This window comes from Adlercreutzia wanghongyangiae (assembly GCF_035989245.1).
In the GTDB taxonomy this organism is placed as follows: Bacteria; Actinomycetota; Coriobacteriia; order Coriobacteriales; family Eggerthellaceae; genus Adlercreutzia; species Adlercreutzia wanghongyangiae.
The window spans coordinates 118,491-135,839 of sequence record NZ_JAYMFF010000009.1 but is presented as its reverse complement, the minus strand read 5'-3'; the positions used below and the strand labels follow the sequence as shown (position 1 = coordinate 135,839).

Annotated in this window: 18 protein-coding genes; 17 read left to right on the top strand and 1 reads right to left on the bottom strand. The window is 64.3% G+C overall.

Annotated features, from left to right (window positions below):
• Nucleotides 1-53 precede the first annotated feature (53 nt).
• The 12 genes from VIN30_RS05635 (at nt 54) to hflX (ending at nt 13,230) form a co-directional block, all read left to right on the top strand.
• Nucleotides 54-1,157 carry a helix-turn-helix domain-containing protein gene (locus tag VIN30_RS05635; protein ID WP_338209984.1) on the top strand — a complete coding sequence of 368 codons (1,104 nt, stop codon included), beginning with the start codon at nt 54-56 and terminating at the stop codon, nt 1,155-1,157.
• A 56-nt stretch (nt 1,158-1,213) separates the two neighbouring features.
• Nucleotides 1,214-1,711 carry a YajQ family cyclic di-GMP-binding protein gene (locus VIN30_RS05630; RefSeq protein ID WP_326424618.1) on the top strand — a complete coding sequence of 166 codons (498 nt, stop codon included), beginning with the start codon at nt 1,214-1,216 and terminating at the stop codon, nt 1,709-1,711.
• 14 nt (nt 1,712-1,725) lie between these two features.
• Nucleotides 1,726-3,054, top strand: a complete 1,329-nt coding sequence (gene rimO / locus VIN30_RS05625) for a 30S ribosomal protein S12 methylthiotransferase RimO (RefSeq protein WP_338209981.1) — start codon at nt 1,726-1,728, stop codon at nt 3,052-3,054.
• Nucleotides 3,051-4,235 carry a CDP-diacylglycerol--glycerol-3-phosphate 3-phosphatidyltransferase gene (pgsA, locus tag VIN30_RS05620; RefSeq protein ID WP_338209979.1) on the top strand — a complete coding sequence of 395 codons (1,185 nt, stop codon included), beginning with the start codon at nt 3,051-3,053 and terminating at the stop codon, nt 4,233-4,235. The genes rimO and pgsA overlap by 4 nt, the downstream gene beginning before the upstream one ends.
• 282 nt (nt 4,236-4,517) lie before the next feature.
• A complete protein-coding gene (recA, locus tag VIN30_RS05615) occupies nt 4,518-5,576 on the top strand; it encodes a recombinase RecA (protein ID WP_338209977.1) in 1,059 nt (352 codons plus the stop codon).
• Between the two features lie 2 nt (nt 5,577-5,578).
• Nucleotides 5,579-6,268 carry a regulatory protein RecX gene (locus VIN30_RS05610; RefSeq protein ID WP_338209975.1) on the top strand — a complete coding sequence of 230 codons (690 nt, stop codon included), beginning with the start codon at nt 5,579-5,581 and terminating at the stop codon, nt 6,266-6,268.
• 198 nt (nt 6,269-6,466) lie between these two features.
• Nucleotides 6,467-8,059 (top strand): ribonuclease Y, encoded by a 1,593-nt coding sequence (rny, locus tag VIN30_RS05605; RefSeq protein ID WP_326424623.1) that lies wholly within the window; start codon nt 6,467-6,469, stop codon nt 8,057-8,059.
• A gap of 3 nt (nt 8,060-8,062) precedes the next feature.
• Nucleotides 8,063-9,145, top strand: coding sequence for an ATP-binding protein (locus VIN30_RS05600; RefSeq protein ID WP_338209973.1), 1,083 nt, complete (start codon nt 8,063-8,065; stop codon nt 9,143-9,145).
• 142 nt (nt 9,146-9,287) lie between these two features.
• On the top strand, nt 9,288-9,614 hold the full coding sequence (locus VIN30_RS05595; RefSeq protein WP_455423834.1) for a stage V sporulation protein S: 327 nt from the start codon (nt 9,288-9,290) through the stop codon (nt 9,612-9,614).
• Nucleotides 9,615-9,627: 13 nt separating this feature from the next.
• Nucleotides 9,628-10,986 carry a tRNA (N6-isopentenyl adenosine(37)-C2)-methylthiotransferase MiaB gene (gene miaB, locus VIN30_RS05590; protein WP_338209971.1) on the top strand — a complete coding sequence of 453 codons (1,359 nt, stop codon included), beginning with the start codon at nt 9,628-9,630 and terminating at the stop codon, nt 10,984-10,986.
• Nucleotides 10,979-11,923: a tRNA (adenosine(37)-N6)-dimethylallyltransferase MiaA gene (gene miaA, locus VIN30_RS05585; RefSeq protein ID WP_326424626.1), complete on the top strand. Its 945-nt coding sequence runs from the start codon at nt 10,979-10,981 to the stop codon at nt 11,921-11,923. The genes miaB and miaA overlap by 8 nt, the downstream gene beginning before the upstream one ends.
• Nucleotides 11,920-13,230, top strand: a complete 1,311-nt coding sequence (gene hflX / locus VIN30_RS05580; protein WP_338209969.1) for a GTPase HflX — start codon at nt 11,920-11,922, stop codon at nt 13,228-13,230. The genes miaA and hflX overlap by 4 nt, the downstream gene beginning before the upstream one ends.
• A 96-nt stretch (nt 13,231-13,326) precedes the next feature.
• Here the strand turns inward: hflX and lexA are convergent, their stop codons facing one another.
• Nucleotides 13,327-13,962 (bottom strand): transcriptional repressor LexA, encoded by a 636-nt coding sequence (lexA, locus tag VIN30_RS05575; RefSeq protein WP_338209968.1) that lies wholly within the window; start codon nt 13,960-13,962, stop codon nt 13,327-13,329.
• Nucleotides 13,963-14,252: 290 nt separating this feature from the next.
• On the opposite strand from lexA, the gene nrdR reads away from it, so the two are divergent.
• The 5 genes from nrdR (at nt 14,253) to VIN30_RS05550 (ending at nt 17,344) form a co-directional block, all read left to right on the top strand.
• On the top strand, nt 14,253-14,699 hold the full coding sequence (gene nrdR, locus VIN30_RS05570; protein ID WP_326424629.1) for a transcriptional regulator NrdR: 447 nt from the start codon (nt 14,253-14,255) through the stop codon (nt 14,697-14,699).
• Between the two features lie 10 nt (nt 14,700-14,709).
• A complete protein-coding gene (gene dut, locus VIN30_RS05565; protein ID WP_338209966.1) occupies nt 14,710-15,144 on the top strand; it encodes a dUTP diphosphatase in 435 nt (144 codons plus the stop codon).
• A 14-nt stretch (nt 15,145-15,158) separates the two neighbouring features.
• Nucleotides 15,159-15,668: a hypothetical protein gene (locus VIN30_RS05560; protein ID WP_326424631.1), complete on the top strand. Its 510-nt coding sequence runs from the start codon at nt 15,159-15,161 to the stop codon at nt 15,666-15,668.
• Nucleotides 15,669-15,754: 86 nt separating this feature from the next.
• Entirely contained in the window at nt 15,755-16,306 is a 552-nt protein-coding gene (locus VIN30_RS05555; RefSeq protein ID WP_338209963.1) for a hypothetical protein, read from the top strand.
• A gap of 108 nt (nt 16,307-16,414) precedes the next feature.
• Entirely contained in the window at nt 16,415-17,344 is a 930-nt protein-coding gene (locus VIN30_RS05550; RefSeq protein WP_338209961.1) for a prenyltransferase, read from the top strand.
• Nucleotides 17,345-17,349: the final 5 nt, after the last annotated feature.

Below are 17,349 nucleotides of genomic sequence, written 5' to 3'. Positions count from 1 at the left end.
TTCGCCGGTCGTGCGACGACGCGACCGGCCGATGATATAGAGGAGTAGCAACCGTGGCGAGACAGACATCCTTCGGGGACACGCTCAGAATGGCGCGCGAGCGCAAGGGCATCGACCTTGCGAGCGCCGCCCGCAAGCTGCGCATCCGCCCGGATATCCTGCGCGCCATCGAGGATGGCGACTTCGCGCGCATGCCGCCGCGGGGCTACACGTCGAACATGGTGGGCGCTTATGCGCGGCTGGTGGGCGTGAACCCCACCGAGGCCACGCGGGCCTACCGCGACGAGGCCTATCAGTTTGAAACGGGCCGTCGTCCCGTGAGCTCCCGGTCGGAGCGCGGACGGCTCTCCGACCGGGAGGACGACTTCGCCGGCAGCCGCCGCAGCTCATCCCGTGCGAGCCGCGACGCCGGACTGGCGTCGTCCCGCGTGCGCGGCGGCCGTCCCTCGCGTTCCGAGGAGCGCTCGCGCCGGGCGGCGGCCTCCCAGCCCCAGTACACCAACTTGGTGCAGGGGCGCCAGGCACCGGGCTTCGCGGCCAATTTCGGCTCCATGCTGCCGCTTATCGGCATAGGGGCCCTTATTCTCATCCTGCTCATCGTCGTGCTGTTCTTCGCCTTCGGGGGCAATAAGACCGCCCCGGCCGAGGACACGCCCACCATCCACATCTCCGGCATGCCCAGCCCGGCCGGCACCGAAACCGGCTCCACGAGCGGCGATGCCGCCGACACGGCGACGCCCGCCGTGCAGCCCGTGGCGCCCACCAGCGCCAAGTTCACCTACAAGGTGGCCGACGGGAAGTCGGTGTACATTGAGATCAGCATGGACGGCAAGACCAAGAAGGCCGACACCGTGACCGGTCCCGACGAGGGCTCCTACGACGTGACCGATACTCTGAAGTTCGTGGTGTCGGGCGATCTGGCCGATGTGGAGATCGCGGTGGACGGCAAGACGGTCGAGCCGACCGTGACCAAGTCGGGCGTGTACTCCTACACCGTCGATTTCGACGAGGTGCTGGAGGAGTGGCGCCGGGACAACGGGGTAGGCGGCGGCACCGATGACGGGGCGGCATCCTCCAAAGACGGCGATGATTCGTCGAAGGACAGCTCCTCTGACGATGGCGATGCGGAGGACCCGTCCTCCTCGAGCGACAACTGATCTCGCGGCCCCATAACGCGGCTGCAAACGGCATACGACACGGAAAGGGAGTTCCCATGGCCAAAGAGTCCAGCTTCGATGTGGTTTCCACGGTTGACATCCAGGAGGTCGACAACGCCTTTCAGCAGGCGAAGAAGGAGATTGCCCAGCGTTACGATTTGAAGGACTCGGGGGCTGAGATCGCTTTGGACAAGAGTTCCGGCACCCTGACTGTCAGCGCTCCGGCCGACTTCGTGGCCGGCCAGGTGATCGACGTTATCGGCAGCAAGCTCATCAAGCGTGGCATCGATCTGGCGGCGGTGCAGTGGGGCGATGTGCAGGCCGCGTCCGGCGGCACGGTGCGCCGCGTGGCGACCATCGTCGACGGCATCGACAAGGAGACGGCGGGCAAGATCAACAAGGACATCAAGGCCCAGAAGCTGAAGTGCAAGGTGACCATCGAGGGTGACAAGCTGCGCGTCAGCTCTCCCTCGCGCGACACCCTGCAAGAGGTCATCGCCTTCCTGAAAGGGCAGGACTACGGTCAGCCCCTCCAGTACGTGAACTACCGCTAGAGGCTCGCATGCCGATGGAGTTTACTGCCTCCGGCGCGCCCGCCGCCACCGGGTGCGCCCCGCGTATCTGCCTTGTGACCATGGGCTGTGCGAAAAACGAAGTCGATTCGGCGGCTATGGCGCGTCGTCTCGCCGCGGCGGGCTACCGCATCGTCGAGGCACCCGATGGGGCCGACGTCATCGTTGTCAATACGTGCTCGTTCATTCAGGCTGCCACCGAGGAGAGCCTCGAGGCCATCTTCGAGGCGGCCTCCCTGCCGCGGGTGGCCGCCGGCGACGCCTCTATCGTGGTGGCCGGCTGCATGCCGGCCCGCTACGGCGACGATCTGGCCGATGAGCTGGTGGAGGCGCGGGCCTTCGTTCCCTGCAGCAAAGAGGATGACATCGTCGAGGTGGTGGCCTCCTTGGCGGGACCGGCATCCGGCGACGCGCCGTCCGATGCGGCGGACGCGGCAGGCCCTGTTTTCTCCTATGTGAAGATATCTGACGGCTGCGACCGCTTCTGCTCCTATTGCACCATCCCCCTCATTCGGGGCCGCTACCGCAGCTTCGGCTACGAGGACATTCGGGCCGATGCGGCCCGGGCGGTGGAAGAGGGCGCCCGCGAGATCGTGCTCATCGCCCAGGATACGGGCCGCTGGGGCCAAGACCTGCCCGGCAACCGCGATCTGGCATGGCTCGTCGACCAGCTGGCCGTCGAGCTTCCCGACACGTGGCTGCGTGTGATGTACGTGCAGCCCGAGGGCGTCACCGACGCGCTGCTGGCCGTTATGGCCCAGCGCGAGAATGTGTGCTCCTATCTGGATATACCTCTCCAGCATGTGAGCGCGCGGCTTCTGCGTGCCATGAACCGCGCCGGCTCGGCCGAGAAGTTCGCGGCGTTGATCGACCATATTCGCGCACTCGTGCCCGATGTCACCCTGCGCACCACGCTCATCGCAGGTTTTCCCGGCGAGACCGAAGACGATTTCGAGGCGCTGTGCGATTTCGTGGCGGAGGCGCCCTTCGACTACGTGGGAGTGTTTCCCTATTCGCGGGAAGAGGGCACGAAGGCCTTCGACCTGCCCGACCAGCTGGACGAGGACGAGAAGCTCGAGCGCGCCCAGGTGCTGCGCGACGTGGCCGATACGGTCTGCGGGGCACGGGTGGCCGCGCGCATCGGACGCGCCATGCCGGTGCTGGTGGAGGGGGCAGAGGAGGACGGCCAGCTGTACGGCCGCGCTCAGTGCCAGGCTCCCGAGGTAGACGGCGTGACCTATGTTGATGGCGGCAACCCCGGCGAGGTCGTGCAGACCGTCATCGCCGATACGCTGCTCTACGAGATGGAAGGGGAGTGCCGATGAGCACTATCCAGCCCACCGCGCCCGAGAAGCTGTGGACGCCGGCCAACATCGTCACGCTGATCCGCATCTGCCTGGTGCCCGTGTTCGTGCTGGCCATCGTCAGCCCCTGGCCGGAGTGGATGGGCCTACCCGACATCACCATGGAGGCCAAGCGGCTCATCGCCGCGGGCATCTTCATCCTCATTTCCTGCACCGACTGGATCGACGGGTATCTCGCCCGCAGCCGGGGCGAGGTGACCGATTTCGGCAAGTTCATGGATCCGCTGGCCGACAAGATCCTCGTGGCGGCGGCTCTTATCGCCCTGGTGGAGCTGGGCACGCTGCCCGGTTGGCCTGTGCTCATCATCCTGGCCCGCGAGTTCATTGTGTCGGGCATTCGCATGGTGGCGGCCAGCAAGGGCGAGGTCATTGCCGCCAGCTGGTACGGCAAGGCCAAGACCGTGTTCCAGATGATCGCCATCGTGTTGTTCCTGGCCAAGGACGCCCTGCGGTTCCCCACGGCCGCCGCGGCCTTCACCAACCCGCTGTTCGTGCTGTCGTGGGTCGTTATGGGCATTGCGCTCATCCTCACCATCATGTCGATGCTCGACTACCTGGTGAAGGCGCGCCACCTGCTGAGGGGCTCGGGGCAGCCCCGGGAGGCCGTCGCGCCCGCCGAGGAGCGCCCGACCGAGATCGCGGCCCTGCAGCAGGCCATCGACGCCCAGGCTCGCACTGTGGTGGAGAAGGCCACGGCGGCCGGTGCTACGCTGGCCACGGCGGAGAGCCTCACGGGCGGCCTTATCGCGGCCATGCTCACTTCGGTGCCGGGCAGCTCGGCCGCGGTGCGCGGAGGCGTGGTCAGCTATGTGAACGAGGTGAAGGAATCGCTTTTGGGCGTGTCCGGCGATGTGCTGTCCTCGCAGGGAGCGGTGGACGAGCTGGTGGCACTGCAGATGGCCCGCGGCGCCCTGCGCGATGTGGGCAGCGATGTGGCCGTGTCGGTCACGGGCATCGCCGGTCCTGCGGGCGCCGAACCCGGCAAGCCGGTGGGCACGGTGTGGGTTGGCTGCGCCACCACCCGGGAGACCAGGGCGACGCGCTACCAGTTCGACGGCGGCCGGGAAGCGGTGCGCCTGCAGACGGTGCTGGCGGCCCTGCGCGAGCTGGAGGCGGCATTGGAGGCTCCCGAGCGCGCTTGAGGCTGCCCGTCGGGCAGCCGCCGGTTCGGAAACGGGGGAGGGCCGCGCTTTGCGCGGCTTTCCTGCGATTCGGGGACGGTTGCCGAGCGAACTTTCTGCGGCGGGGCGGCGGCTGCGCGCCGACAGTCCTGCGACGGAACTGCGGTTTTCGCCTGCTATGATCGGATCGCGCCGTTGGGATGCTCTCAATCTGTGAAAATGTCTTGACGTGCATACGTTTGTTCGTATAATAGAGAGAAATAGGCCACTTGTTCGTATTGTGCGCCCGAAGAAGGAGACTCCATGAACGAAGATAAAGAGAAGATGCTCAAGCTGACGACCGATCAGATCGAGTCGAAGTTCGGTAAGGGCGCCATCATGACCTTGGGCGAGGGCGGCGCCGATCTGAATATCGGCGTCATCCCCACGGGCGCGTTGCCCCTGGACGCGGCGCTCGGCATCGGCGGGGTGCCGCGCGGCCGCATCATCGAGATCTACGGTCCCGAGTCCAGCGGCAAGACGACGCTCGCCCTGCAGATCTTGGCCGAGGCCCAGGCCATGGGCGGCATCGTCGCGTTCATCGATGCCGAGCACGCGCTCGATCCGGTATACGCGGCCCGCATCGGCGTCGACATCGACGAGGTGCTCATCTCCCAGCCTGATACCGGCGAGCAGGCACTGGAGATCTGCGACATGCTCGTGCGCAGCGGCGCCATCGACTGCGTCATCGTCGACTCGGTGGCGGCTCTCGTGCCCCGCGCCGAGATCGAGGGCGAGATGGGCGACACGACGGTGGGCTTGCAGGCGCGCCTCATGTCCCAGGCGCTGCGCAAGCTGGCCGGCTCGCTTTCCAAGTCGAATACCACCTGCATCTTCATCAACCAGCTGCGCGAGAAGATCGGCGTGATGTTCGGCAACCCCGAGACCACCACCGGCGGTCGCGCCCTGAAGTTCTTCTCGTCGGTGCGCATCGATATCCGCCGCATTGACTCCATCAAGCAGAACGGCGACGTGGTGGGCAACCGCGTGCGGGCCAAGGTGGTGAAGAACAAGGTGGCCCCGCCGTTCCGCCAGGCTGAGTTCGACCTCATGTACGGCGAGGGCATCTCGCGCGAGGGCTGTATCGTGGATATGGCCGTCGAGGCCGGCGTGGCGAAGAAGTCGGGCGCATGGTACACCTACGGCGAGGAACGCCTCGGCCAGGGTCGTGAAGCTGCCAAGCAGACGCTGAGAGAGAACCCCGATCTGCGCGACGAGCTGGAGTTGAAGGTGCGCGAGGCCTACGACATTCCCGTCATCGAGCGTCCGGCCGAGGACGACTCGTTCAGTCCCGCCCCGAAGGCCACGGGCAAGAAGAAATAGCCATGGCGTCCAAAGCCGACATCCTCGTCGATTTGCGCGCGTCCGTGGCGGCTATCGAGCGCGGGGAGGCGGTCGACGACGCGTTTCGAAAGAGCGCCCGTCCCCGTGCCGCCTCCTCCGCTGCCGACGATGGAGGGAGCGTCCCCTGTGCCGATCGCGGTTCCGGGAAGTCGGCCGACGCTCCTTTCCCCGAGGTCGCCGCGGGCGGCGACGACGACGGGAAGGATGCCGATTCCGCGTTTCGGAAGATCCTCCGATGGGTCTCGGTGCGCGAGCGCTCCAGCGCCTATGTGCGCGACCGGCTCGCCCGCGACGATTTTCCCGTCTCGGCCATCGAGGAGGCCCTCGAACGCGCCGTTCGCGTTCACGCCGTGGACGACCGGCGCTATGGCGACGCGCTCATCCGCATGAAGCTGGCGGCAGGGAAGGGCCTGCGGGACGTCGAGGCCGAGCTGGGCGCCCTGGGCATCGATCCCACCACGTTGGAGGCGTGGCAGGAGCACGATGCCCACGGACGCGACGCCGAGGTGGCTCGGGCCGTGGCGCTGCTGCAGCGCCGGCCGCCCCGGGCCAAGCGGGCCCGCGAGGCCGCCTTCCGCAAGCTGGTGGGGCAGGGCTTCTCCACCGATGTGGCCGCCTCGGCATCGCGGCAGTGGTCGGAAGGGCTTTCTTCCCCCAATGATGTCTTCTGACCCCTTTGGGGGTTCTTTTCTCACGCACATCGGCTATACTGTATTTCGTGGCTTTTATGAGCAATGTACCCTCTGGGTATTCGATATAGACAACGGTATAGCATCACTACCCTTGGTTGCATACGCTCGTGCCCGTGCCACGGGCTTTTTTTATGACTATGATTGGGCGTGAAGGCCCAGATGAAAGGAGGAATCGCGATGGATCCCGTGATGATCGTCGTCGTTGTCGTCGTGGCCATCGTCGGTATCGTCCTCGGTTTCATCGTCAACCGCTCCATGACCGCCGCATCGAACCAGAAGGCCGCCGGCGAGGCAGCCAGCCTGGTCGAGGATGCGCGCAAGCAGGCGGAGACGATGCGACGCGAGGCCGAGATCGAGGCGAAGGACCAGGCCCTGCGCTATCGCCAGGAGCTGGAGGACGAGAAGAAGGAGCGCATGCGCGAGGTGCGCTCGGCCGAGAGCCGCGTGGCCCAGCGCGAGGAGACCCTTGCCCAGCGCGAGGAGTCCCTCGACCGCCGCGTCGAATCGCTGGACGCCCGCGAGCACCAGCTCTCGTCGCTGCAGGGGCAGGTGGAGCGCCGCGAGCGCGATGTGAACGAGGCTGAGAACGCCATCGAGCGCCATCGTGAGGAGGCTCAGATCGAGATCAACCAAGCCCTGGAGCGCGCCGCCGGCATGAGCCCCGAGGAGGCCAAGGTCGAGCTGCTCGACACCATTCGCGACGAGGTGACCCGCGAATCGGCCGTCATTATCCGCGATGCGGAGACGCGGGCCAAGGCCGAGGCCGACAAAAAGGCCCGCGAGATTCTGAGCCTGGCCATCCAGCGCGTGGCCGCCGACCATTCCGCCGAGTCCACGGTGTCCACCATCCATATTCCGTCCGATGATCTGAAGGGCCGCATCATCGGCCGCGAGGGGCGTAACATCCGCTCCTTCGAGCAGCTCACCGGCACGAATCTCATCATCGACGACACGCCCGAGTGCGTGACCATTTCCTGCTTCGATCCGGTGCGTCGCGAGATCGGCCGCGTCACCATGGAAAATCTCATCGCCGACGGCCGCATTCACCCGGCCCGCATCGAGGAGATGTACGACAAGGCCGTGAAGCTCGTGAACCAGCGTGTGCAGGAGGCCGGCGAGCAGGCAACCTTCGATGCCGGTATCCACGATCTGCATCCCGAGCTGGTGAACACCCTCGGCCGGCTGCGCTACCGCACTTCCTTCGGTCAGAACGTGCTGAACCATTCCCTGGAAGTGGCCTACCTGGCCTCGGTCATGGCATCCGAGTTGGGCCTCGATCCCATTCCGGTGAAGCGCGCGGGCCTTCTGCACGATCTGGGCAAGGCCGTCGATCACGAGGTGGAGGGCAGCCATGCCGTCATCGGCGCCGATCTGGCCCGCCGCTTCGGCGAGCGCCCCGAGATCGTGCACGCCATCGAGGCGCACCACAACGACATCGAGCCGAACTCGGTCATCGACGTGCTCATCCAGGCCGCCGATGCCGTTTCCGCCGCGCGCCCCGGTGCCCGCAAGGAGACGCTCGACGCTTACATCAAGCGTCTCGAGAAGCTGGAGGAGATTGCGAACTCCCATAAGGGCGTCGAGCGTACCTATGCCATCCAGGCCGGTCGCGAGGTGCGTGTCATGGTGGAGCCCGAAGTGGTCGACGAGTCGGCTTCGGTGGTGCTCGCCCACGACATCGCCCAGCAGATCGAAAACGAGATGCAGTATCCGGGCCAGGTGAAGGTCGTGGTCATCCGCGAGAGCCGTGCGGTGGACTACGCGAAATAGTCCATGGACGACCAATCTCTCGCCACGTTCATAGATTCCGTTTGCGGTGAGAGCCATCTCCGAGTCGAAGCCGATCTCGGAGATGGCTTCGTTCGTCTGCGCAGCTCGGAGGCCGAGCGCCGCCAGGCGGCCCAGGATATTCGTTCCAGCGAGGACATCGTCATCGAGCTTTTGCGCAACGCCCGCGATGCGGGTGCGCGGCATATCTTCCTCGCTTCCCAGAAAAACGGCGATCAGCGCCTCATGACCGTCATCGACGACGGGGCGGGCGTTCCCGTCTCCCAGCACCGCCGCATCTTCGAGCCGCGCGTCACTTCGAAGCTGGATACCGCCCATATGGACAAATGGGGCATGCACGGGCGCGGTATGGCGCTCTACTCCATCGCAGCGAACGCCGTTGCGGCCGAGGTGCGCCAGTCAGCCCCCGATCGGGGGACCAGCCTGTTTGTGCAAACGGATACCGCGGTGCTGGGGGAGAAGGCGGACCAATCAACCTTTCCCCGTTTCGAGCGCGGAGCCGACGGGGCGCTCTGCATGCGCGGCCCGAAGAACATCGTGCGTACCACGGCGGAATTCGCCTTGGAGCATCGCGACCTCTGCACTGTGTACGAGGGCACGGCCACCGAGATTGCCGCCACGCTGTATGCCTACGGGGCCGCCACCCTCTCGCCGGCCCTGCGTGCTTTTCCCGGTGATATATCCGACATCCCCCTGGTAAAGCGTCTGGCGCTGGCCGTCGACGATGCGCATTTGAGTGCCCTGGCCGATGAGATGGGGCTCTTCCTGTCGCCCCGATCGGCACGGCGCATTCTGGACGGAGCGATTCGTCCCGTTCCCTCGCTGATGGAGCGCCTGCAGCGCGATGCGTTCCCGGCGCCTCCGGCCTCCAAGCGCCCTCGTCCTGCGAGGGGCGATGCCCGCGGCCTGAAGCTAGCCGACGAGGACGTGGCGCTGATCCGCGAGCGGGTGGGTGCTGTGTTCGACGACATCGCCGAGCGCTATTTTCTGGCGGGGGTGGGAGCGCCGGAGGTGTCTGTCGGCGCTGATGCCGTGCGCATTACCATTCCCATCGACAAGATGCGCTAGTGCCGGGTTGCCAGTTGCGCCCCCTCGGGTGAACGGATAAAATGATAACGTTTGCATCGGGGGCTCGTTGCCTGCGATTCATTACCAAACACACGATAACCGGAACAAAAAAACCAAGCCAGAAACGACAAGGATCAGCGACGTGTCCAGCATCACAGAATCGAAGCCGACCATCGGCTGCCTCAAGGTTTCCTCGAAGTCCTCTCCGGCCTCGGTAGCCGGAGCCATCGCCGGTATGATCAAGGACGGGGCTTCCGTCGAGATCCAGGCTGTGGGCGCGGGCGCCGTCAACCAGGCGGTGAAGGCCATCGCCATCTCGCGCGGCTTCCTCTCGCCGGTCGGCATCGAGATCTGCTGCATCCCCTCGTTCGCCGATATCGTCATCGACGGCGAGTACCGCACGGCCATTCGCTTCGCCGTGGAGCCCCGCTCCGGCGTCGTGGCCGTGGAAGCTGCCAGCTTGGCGTAGCGAAGGGTATGTCATGACGACTTGCTTCGAAGGAACCACCTTCTGCATTCACACGTTCGGCTGCCAGATGAACAAGCACGATTCCGAACGCGTGGCCGGTATGCTCGAGGGCCTGGGGGCGCTTCCCGTGGCCACGATCGAGGAAGCCGACATCGTGGTGTTCATGACCTGCTGCGTGCGCGAGGCCGCCGATACGCGCTTGTACGGCCAGGTCGCCTCGATGAAGAACATCCCCGTGCGTGAGGGATCGCCCCTCGACAAGCGCTATATCGCCGTGGGCGGATGCATCGGGCAGCGCGATGGCGAGAAGCTGGTGCAGCAGCTGCCGCACCTGGACGTGGTCTTCGGCACGCACAACCTTGCCTCTCTGCCGGCGCTCCTGTCGGGTGCCATCGAGCGATCCGGCCATGCGGTCGAAGTGCTCGACGGCGGCGCCGATTTCTCCTCGGCGCTGCCGACGACCCGCGAGCATGCCTGGGCGGCATGGCTTCCCATTACCGTGGGCTGCAACAACTTCTGCTCCTACTGCATCGTGCCCTATGTGCGCGGACGCGAGAAATCGCGCCCTCTGGAAGATATCGCGGAGGAGGCGCGGCGCTATGTGGAGGCAGGTGTGAAGGAGATCACGCTGCTCGGCCAGAACGTGAACTCCTACGGCCGCGATTTGTACGGTGAGCCCCGCTTCGCCGAGGTGCTGGATGCGCTGGATGCGACGGGCGTTGAGCGTTTGAGGTTCGCGACGAGCCATCCCAAAGATCTCACCGATGAGGTGATCGAGCGCTTCGGCACCTTGCGCTCGCTGATGCCGGCGCTGCACCTGCCCGTGCAGTCGGGGTCGGATCGCATTCTGTCGGCCATGAATCGGCGCTATACCCGCGAGCACTACCTCGGCCTCATCAAGAAGCTGCGGGCCGTGGTGCCCGATATCGCGCTTTCCACCGATATCATCGTCGGCTTCCCCGGCGAGACTGAAGAGGACTTCATGGAGACCTATCGCTTAGTGGAGGAAGTGGGCTACAGCCAGGTGTTCACCTTCATCTACTCGAAGCGAGAGGGCACGCCGGCTGCGAAGCTGCAGGACGACACGCCCCGCGAGGTCATCCAGGAGCGCTTCGACCGTTTGGTCGATCTGGTTCAGCGTAAAGCCTACGAGGCGAACCAAGGGGAGCGCGGCGCCACGGTTCCCGTGCTCATCGAGGGCACGTCGAAGCGGGACGGCTCCATCTTGGCGGGCAAGAGCCCCAAGAACCAGACGGTGCACGGGCCGCTGCCCGCGGGACTTACGGCCGAAGAGCTGGTGGGCACCATCGTTCCCATGCATATCGACGAGGCGCGCACCTGGTATTTGTCCGGCACGGTCGTCGATGGCTGATTCGCGTTCGCCCGTCATCTGCATCGTCGGTCCCACGGCCTCGGGCAAGACCGACGCGGCCCAGCTGGTGGCTGCTGCGGTGGGCGGGGAAGTGGTGAGCGCCGATTCCATGCAGATCTACCGCGGCATGGATATCGGCACTGGCAAACTGCCGGCTGATGAGCGTATCGTGCCCCATCATGGCTTCGATCTCGTTGATCCGGGCGAGCCCTACTCGGCGGCCCTCTTCCAAACCTTCGCGCGGTCGGCGTTTCGCGATATCGCCGACCGCGACGGGCGGCCGGTGCTCTGCGGCGGCACGGGCCTGTATGTGCGGGCGGCTATCGACGACTATGCATTTCCCGCCGGCGAGCAAACGGACAATCCGGTGCGTGCGCAGTGGACGGCCTTCGCCGAGCAGCACGGCGCCCAGGCGCTGTGGGACGAGCTCGAGCGCCGCGATCCCGCGAGCGCGGCGGTGGTTCATCCCAACAACGTCCGTCGCGTGGTGCGGGCCTTTGAGCTTCTGGCCGAGGGGCGCAGCTACGCCGAGCAGAAGCGCAACCTGGCAGCTATCGGCGCGGCGGTGCCGACGGTGCAGTTCGGCCTGGCGGTCGACCCCGCCGTGCTCGCCGCGCGCATAAACGCCCGGGTGGATGCTATGGTGGCCGCGGGGTTGGTGGAAGAGGTGCGAGACCTGATGGCCGCGGGCTTCCGCGAGGGTATCACCGCACCCCAGGCTATCGGCTACAAGGAAATTGTCGAGGCGCTCGAGGGACGTTGCACGTTGGATGAGGCGGTGGCCGCCATCAAGCAGGCCACGAGGCGCTACGCCAAGCGCCAGCGCACCTGGTTCCGGCGCGACGAGCGCATTCGCTGGGTGGACGCCAATGCGGGAGATGCACGCCGCGTGGCCGACCAGATCCTCTCCCAACTATCGAAGGAGCCCACTCCATGACCGAATATCAATCCGTAATCCAAAAAGGGCCGGCGACGCAGTGCGAGGAGCGCCGCGAGCGGGCCGTCATCGTCGGTGTGGACCGTCCCGGGTTGGAATGGCCCCTGGAGTCGTCTTTGGCCGAGCTGGAGCGGTTGGCCGACACTGCCGGAGCCGATGTCGTCGCATCCACGACGCAGCGTTTGGACGCCCCCAATCCGCGCACCTTCGTGGGCTCGGGCAAAGCCGAGGAAATCGCCGAGCTGGCCCGCACTTGCGAGGCCGATCTGGTTATCTTCGACGACGAGCTGACCCCCTCCCAGCAGGCGAATCTGGAAAAGGTCGTGGACAAAGCCGTGAAGGTGATCGATCGCACGGCGCTCATCCTCGACATCTTCGCCCTGCATGCCACCTCGAAGGAGGGGCGCCTTCAGGTGCGCTTGGCCCAGAACCAGTACTTGTACCCGCGTCTGCGCGGCATGTGGGCCCATTTGGCCTCGAACCGCATGGGCGGCGGCGTGGGCTCGCGCTTCGGCGAGGGCGAGAGCCAGCTGGAGGTCGACCGCCGCATGGTGCGCAAGCGCATCACCTCCATTCGTCGCGAGCTGGCCCATCTGTCCGATGTGCGCCAGCTGCAGCGCGAGAGCCGCTATGGCAGCGGCATGTTCAAAGTCGCCCTGGCTGGCTACACCAACGCGGGGAAGAGTTCGCTCATCAATCGCCTGACGGGTTCCGATGTGCTCAGCTACGATAAGCTGTTCGCCACGCTGGATTCCACCACGCGCAAGTTCGAGCTGCCCGAGGGCCGTGAGATCACGGTGACCGATACGGTCGGTTTCATCCAGAAGCTGCCGACGACGCTTGTGGAGGCGTTCAAATCCACCCTTGACGAGATCACAGGTGCCGATCTCATCCTGCATGTGGTGGATGCCTCATCGTCCGAGTTCGAATCGCAGATCGAGGCTGTGCGCGGTGTGCTTGATCAGATCGGTGCCGCCTCCATTGGCACGATCGAGGTGTTCAACAAATGCGACCTTCTCGAAGACGATGTGCTTGAAGGGTTGCGCCGGCGCTTTCCCCACGCTCAGTTTCTCTCGGCGCGCACCGGGTTCGGTATCGACGACATGGTGGGAGCCATCGCCCATGCGGCGAGTGCGGCCGACACCAAGCTCGACGTGGTGATTCCCTATCAGCGGGGCGATCTGGTGTCGTTGGCCCACGAACGGTGCCATATCATCTCGGAGGACCACGAGGCCGACGGCACCCATATCCAGATGCTCGCGGGGCCGGCCCAAGTGGCGGCGTTTCTGCCGTTTGCCCACTCGTAGGCAGGCGCGTTTCCAGGACGGCAAGAACCGAGAAGACGAAACGGAGCCGCGGCAGATTCTGCCACGGCTCCGCTGCTTGTTTCGAGCCGGCGCGGCTCAGAGGCGGCGGAACACGGCCACCACCTTGCCGGCTATGGAACAATCGCTGACAATGATGGGCTCCATGGACGAGTTCTCGGGTTGCAGGCGGATGTGGTCGGCCTCCTTGTAGAATCGCTTCACTGTGGCACCGTCATCGACAATGGCCACGACGATATCGCCGTTATTGGCCACCGGCTGCTCCTTCACCACGACGTAATCGCCGTCGTTGATGCCGGCCTCGATCATGGACTCGCCGCGTACCGACAGCATGAAGGAGGGGGCATCGCCCACGATGTCGGTGGGCAGGGTGATGGTGTCGGTGATGTTCTCCTCGGCCAGAATGGGGGAGCCGGCCGCCACATCGCCCACAAGGGGCACGTTGACGAGCTTGCTGTAGCTGTCGGCGAGGGCTCCGGCGCAAGGCACTTCCTCAATGGGATAGGTGAGCGCGATGGAGCGCGACTTCAGGGGATCGCGTTTGATGTAGCCCTTGTCCTCCAGGGCCTTGAGGTGCACATGGACGGTGGAAGGGGAGGACAGCCCCAGGGTTTGGCAGACCTCGCGCACGGTGGGGCCGTAGCCTTTCTGCCGGATGCAGGCCTCGATGCAGTCCAGTACCGCCTGCTGTCGCTTGGTCACCTTCTGCGCCATTTCCGCGTCCTTTCAAAAGAGACGTACATTTGTTTGAAAAAATATTGACATGAACCTTTGTTCGCTCTATTATAACTGCGAACAAAGGTTCTACGCAAGAGGTCAGGAGAGAAAAATGAGCAGAATCGAATTTTCCATCGCCTTCCTTCTCAGCACCGTTGCCTCCTTTGTGGCCTTCTTCGCCTAAGCCTCGCCGTCGCTTGTCGCGATGGTAGCAATGTTTTGAAGTATGGGGCGCGGAGGCCTGTCGTAGGGTATCATGGGTTATCAACTCACGGTTAGGAGAACTCATGCGCTGTCCATCCTGCGGCTACCCCGAATCGAAGGTGGTCGATTCACGTTCGGCGGACGAAGGAGCGTCCATTCGCCGACGTCGGGAATGCCTCGAATGCGGCAACCGGTTCACTACCTACGAGCGTTTGGCCGAGCATCCCATCCTGGTGATAAAGACCGACGGCTCTTCCGAGGTGTTCGATCGCCAGAAGCTTATGCGCGGCCTGCTGATCGCCTGTGCCAAGCGTCCGATTACACCCGAGAAGATCGACGGACTCATCACGAGTTTGGAAACCGAGTTGCGTGCGACCCAACGCACCGAGATCAAGTCGAAGGATTTGGGCGACATGGTGCTCGCGCGCCTGGTGAAGATGGACGAGGTCGCCTATATCCGCTTTGCGAGCGTCTACAAAGATTTCCAGAGTGTGGAGGAGTTCTCCCAGGCACTCGGCGATCTGGGGTAGGGGGCATATCGTGGATGTTGCCATCACCTTGCTCGACGAGACATTGGAACTGCCGTGCTACGCCCACGGGGGAGATGCGGGCCTCGATCTTCGCGCCGCCGTCGACGGAGTGCTCGGGCCTTTCGAGCGCATGACCGTGCCGTGCGGTTTCGCCTTGGCCATTCCCGAGGGGCACGCCGGTCTGGTCATTCCGCGCAGCGGTTTGGCCGCCCGTCACGGCGTATCGATCGTGAACGCCCCCGGGCTCGTCGATGCCGGTTACCGGGGCGAGATCAAGGTGGTGCTGATCAATCTTGATCCCCACGAGGCGTTTTCGTTCTCCCGGGGAGACCGCATCGCGCAGTTGATGATAGTGGCCGTTCCCCCTATTACTTTACATAACACCGATGCTCTTCCGGAAAGCGACCGCGGCGACCGCGGCTTCGGAAGCAGCGGGGTCTGCTAGGAGCGAGGAATTTCATGGAACACCGAACACCGCCCGATGATTCCGGGTCAACACAGCCGGGAAATTCTCTGCCCGCGCCACCCGAGAACCAGGGACCGCAGCCGCCTCAGGGCGATGCGCGCGATCAGCTCGATCTGATGGATTTGAACTCGGCGCGCACATTGAGCACCGTGGCCACCATCGCGGGTCCCGTGTCGTTCATTATCGGCGGCGTGGCCCTCAGCTCTGTGGCGCTGGTATGCGCCATACTGGCTCTGGTGAAGGTTCGTCGCGTGTTGAGCCGACCGGAGGGCCCTCATCGGAACTTCGCCACGGTGGTGCGGCAGACGGCCATCATGGGTGTCGTCATCAGCTCCATTGCGCTTGCGCTGAATATCATCGGACTGGTCACGATGATCCCCATACTGATGGAGGCCATGCAGACCGGCGACTACAGCGCCATTCTCGGCGAAGGTGCCGCAGACCTGCAAGGCGGCATCTCCGGCTCGCCCGACGGCAGCGGGAACGGCAACCCCTGGGGTTAAGGCTCAAGAAAGGTTGAACTATGAAAATGTCTGATAATGCGGATTATGTAAAATTGAATAGTCGATTCCTTACTCAGGGGATTCTAATGTCTCTCCTGCTTGTGGGGGCGTTGTTGGGGGCTGTAGTGTCCCTTTCGGGATGCTCAGGCGAGAAAAGCGATGACGAGATCATTCGCGCGTCGCTAACGTCGGAGTTGGACAGCATCAAGAATCTTGACGACAACTTCGTGAACGAGTTGTCCGAGAGCATCGATATGAGCCAGCTGTCGGTGTACGGCATCGATGGCGTGGAGTTCATGAAGGCCTATTTGGGCGGGTTTGATTACGCCATCGACTCTGTGACGGTGGACGGTGATACGGCCGAGGCCCAGATTACGCTTACCTGCAAGAGCTACACCGGCTATCAGCAGGCACTGCAGAACGCCGTGAACCAGAAGATCGCCAATCCCGACGAGTTGGCGGGCAAGTCGAACGATGACATCAACCAGGAAATCGGCGAGATCGTGATTGGTTCGCTCGATGGCGTGGAGTTGGCGGCTACCCAGCCGATTACCATTAAGTACACTCGTGATGGAGAGGAATGGAAGCCGGCTTCGTCCACTTCGGGCGATATCGCCGCAGCGCTGATCACTAATTAACGCCCGTTGATGTCACGCGCGTTCCCCGAGGGTGCCCGCAACCGGGCACCCTCTTTTATAATGGATGAAGCTATGACAACGGGTTCTCCAGGTTGAGGAAAAACGAACATGTGTACAGAACAGAAAATCACCGAGAGGGGAGACTTCGCCCCCCTCTCCCCGCGTTTGGCATGGCAGCTGGCCGCGATCCACACCTGGCCCGCTTCCATTATGCCCGTGCTCGTCGCCGTCGCTTGCGCGGCGAATGTAACAGGGCGCCTCTCCCCGCTTCTCACTCTGGTACTGCTGCTCATCTGCATTCTCATGCAGGCCTCGGTGAACACGTTCAACGATTACTTCGACTACGTGAAGGGTGCTGATTCCGCCGATGACAACGTGGAGGCGAGCGATGCAGTGCTGGTGTACAACCAGGTGAATCCGCGGTCGGCGTTGGCGCTGGCCATAGGGTTTCTGATCGCGGCTTTCTGCGCGGGGCTGTACGTCATCTGGTGCGCCGGTTTCACTCCCCTCGTCATCGCCGCCGTGGGTGCCGTTATCGTTGTGGCCTATTCCGGCGGTAAGACCCCCCTCTCCTATCTGCCGGTGGGCGAGGCGGTCAGCGGCATCGTCATGGGAGGGCTCATTCCCCTGGCATGCTATCAGGTGCTGACAGGGCGCCTCGACTTTATCGCGCTCGTATGGGCCGTGCCCACCATCATCGGCGTGGGGCTCATCATGATGACCAACAACACCTGCGACATCGAGAAGGACATCGAGGCCGGCCGGCGCACGCTGCCCGTGTTGCTGGGGCGCTCTCGGGCGCGGGCCGTCTACCGTGGGCTCATGGTCACCTGGGTCGCGGCTATCGTCGCCGTTGTGACCATCTGGTTCCCGCGAGGGGCTATCGTGCTCCCCTTCATGCTGCTGGCCGCCTATCCCCTGATGGCCGCGCTGTGGAAGAACCCCCTTGCGCCGCCCACGCGCATTGGCGCCATGGGCCAGATCGGCAGCGTGAATGTGGCGCTCGGCGCCTTCTACGCCGCCGCCTTGTTCGTGTAGCATGC

Coding starts and splice junctions, on each gene's coding strand:
- VIN30_RS05630 (WP_326424618.1), top strand. CDS start 1,214: ATGGCCAAAGAGTCCAGCTTCGATGTGGTTTCCACGGTTGACATCCAG.
- rimO (WP_338209981.1), top strand. CDS start 1,726: ATGGAGTTTACTGCCTCCGGCGCGCCCGCCGCCACCGGGTGCGCCCCG.
- pgsA (WP_338209979.1), top strand. CDS start 3,051: ATGAGCACTATCCAGCCCACCGCGCCCGAGAAGCTGTGGACGCCGGCC.
- recA (WP_338209977.1), top strand. CDS start 4,518: ATGAACGAAGATAAAGAGAAGATGCTCAAGCTGACGACCGATCAGATC.
- VIN30_RS05610 (WP_338209975.1), top strand. CDS start 5,579: ATGGCGTCCAAAGCCGACATCCTCGTCGATTTGCGCGCGTCCGTGGCG.
- rny (WP_326424623.1), top strand. CDS start 6,467: ATGGATCCCGTGATGATCGTCGTCGTTGTCGTCGTGGCCATCGTCGGT.
- VIN30_RS05600 (WP_338209973.1), top strand. CDS start 8,063: ATGGACGACCAATCTCTCGCCACGTTCATAGATTCCGTTTGCGGTGAG.
- miaB (WP_338209971.1), top strand. CDS start 9,628: ATGACGACTTGCTTCGAAGGAACCACCTTCTGCATTCACACGTTCGGC.
- miaA (WP_326424626.1), top strand. CDS start 10,979: ATGGCTGATTCGCGTTCGCCCGTCATCTGCATCGTCGGTCCCACGGCC.
- hflX (WP_338209969.1), top strand. CDS start 11,920: ATGACCGAATATCAATCCGTAATCCAAAAAGGGCCGGCGACGCAGTGC.
- lexA (WP_338209968.1), bottom strand. CDS start 13,962: ATGGCGCAGAAGGTGACCAAGCGACAGCAGGCGGTACTGGACTGCATC.
- nrdR (WP_326424629.1), top strand. CDS start 14,253: ATGCGCTGTCCATCCTGCGGCTACCCCGAATCGAAGGTGGTCGATTCA.
- VIN30_RS05560 (WP_326424631.1), top strand. CDS start 15,159: ATGGAACACCGAACACCGCCCGATGATTCCGGGTCAACACAGCCGGGA.
- VIN30_RS05555 (WP_338209963.1), top strand. CDS start 15,755: ATGTCTCTCCTGCTTGTGGGGGCGTTGTTGGGGGCTGTAGTGTCCCTT.
- VIN30_RS05550 (WP_338209961.1), top strand. CDS start 16,415: ATGTGTACAGAACAGAAAATCACCGAGAGGGGAGACTTCGCCCCCCTC.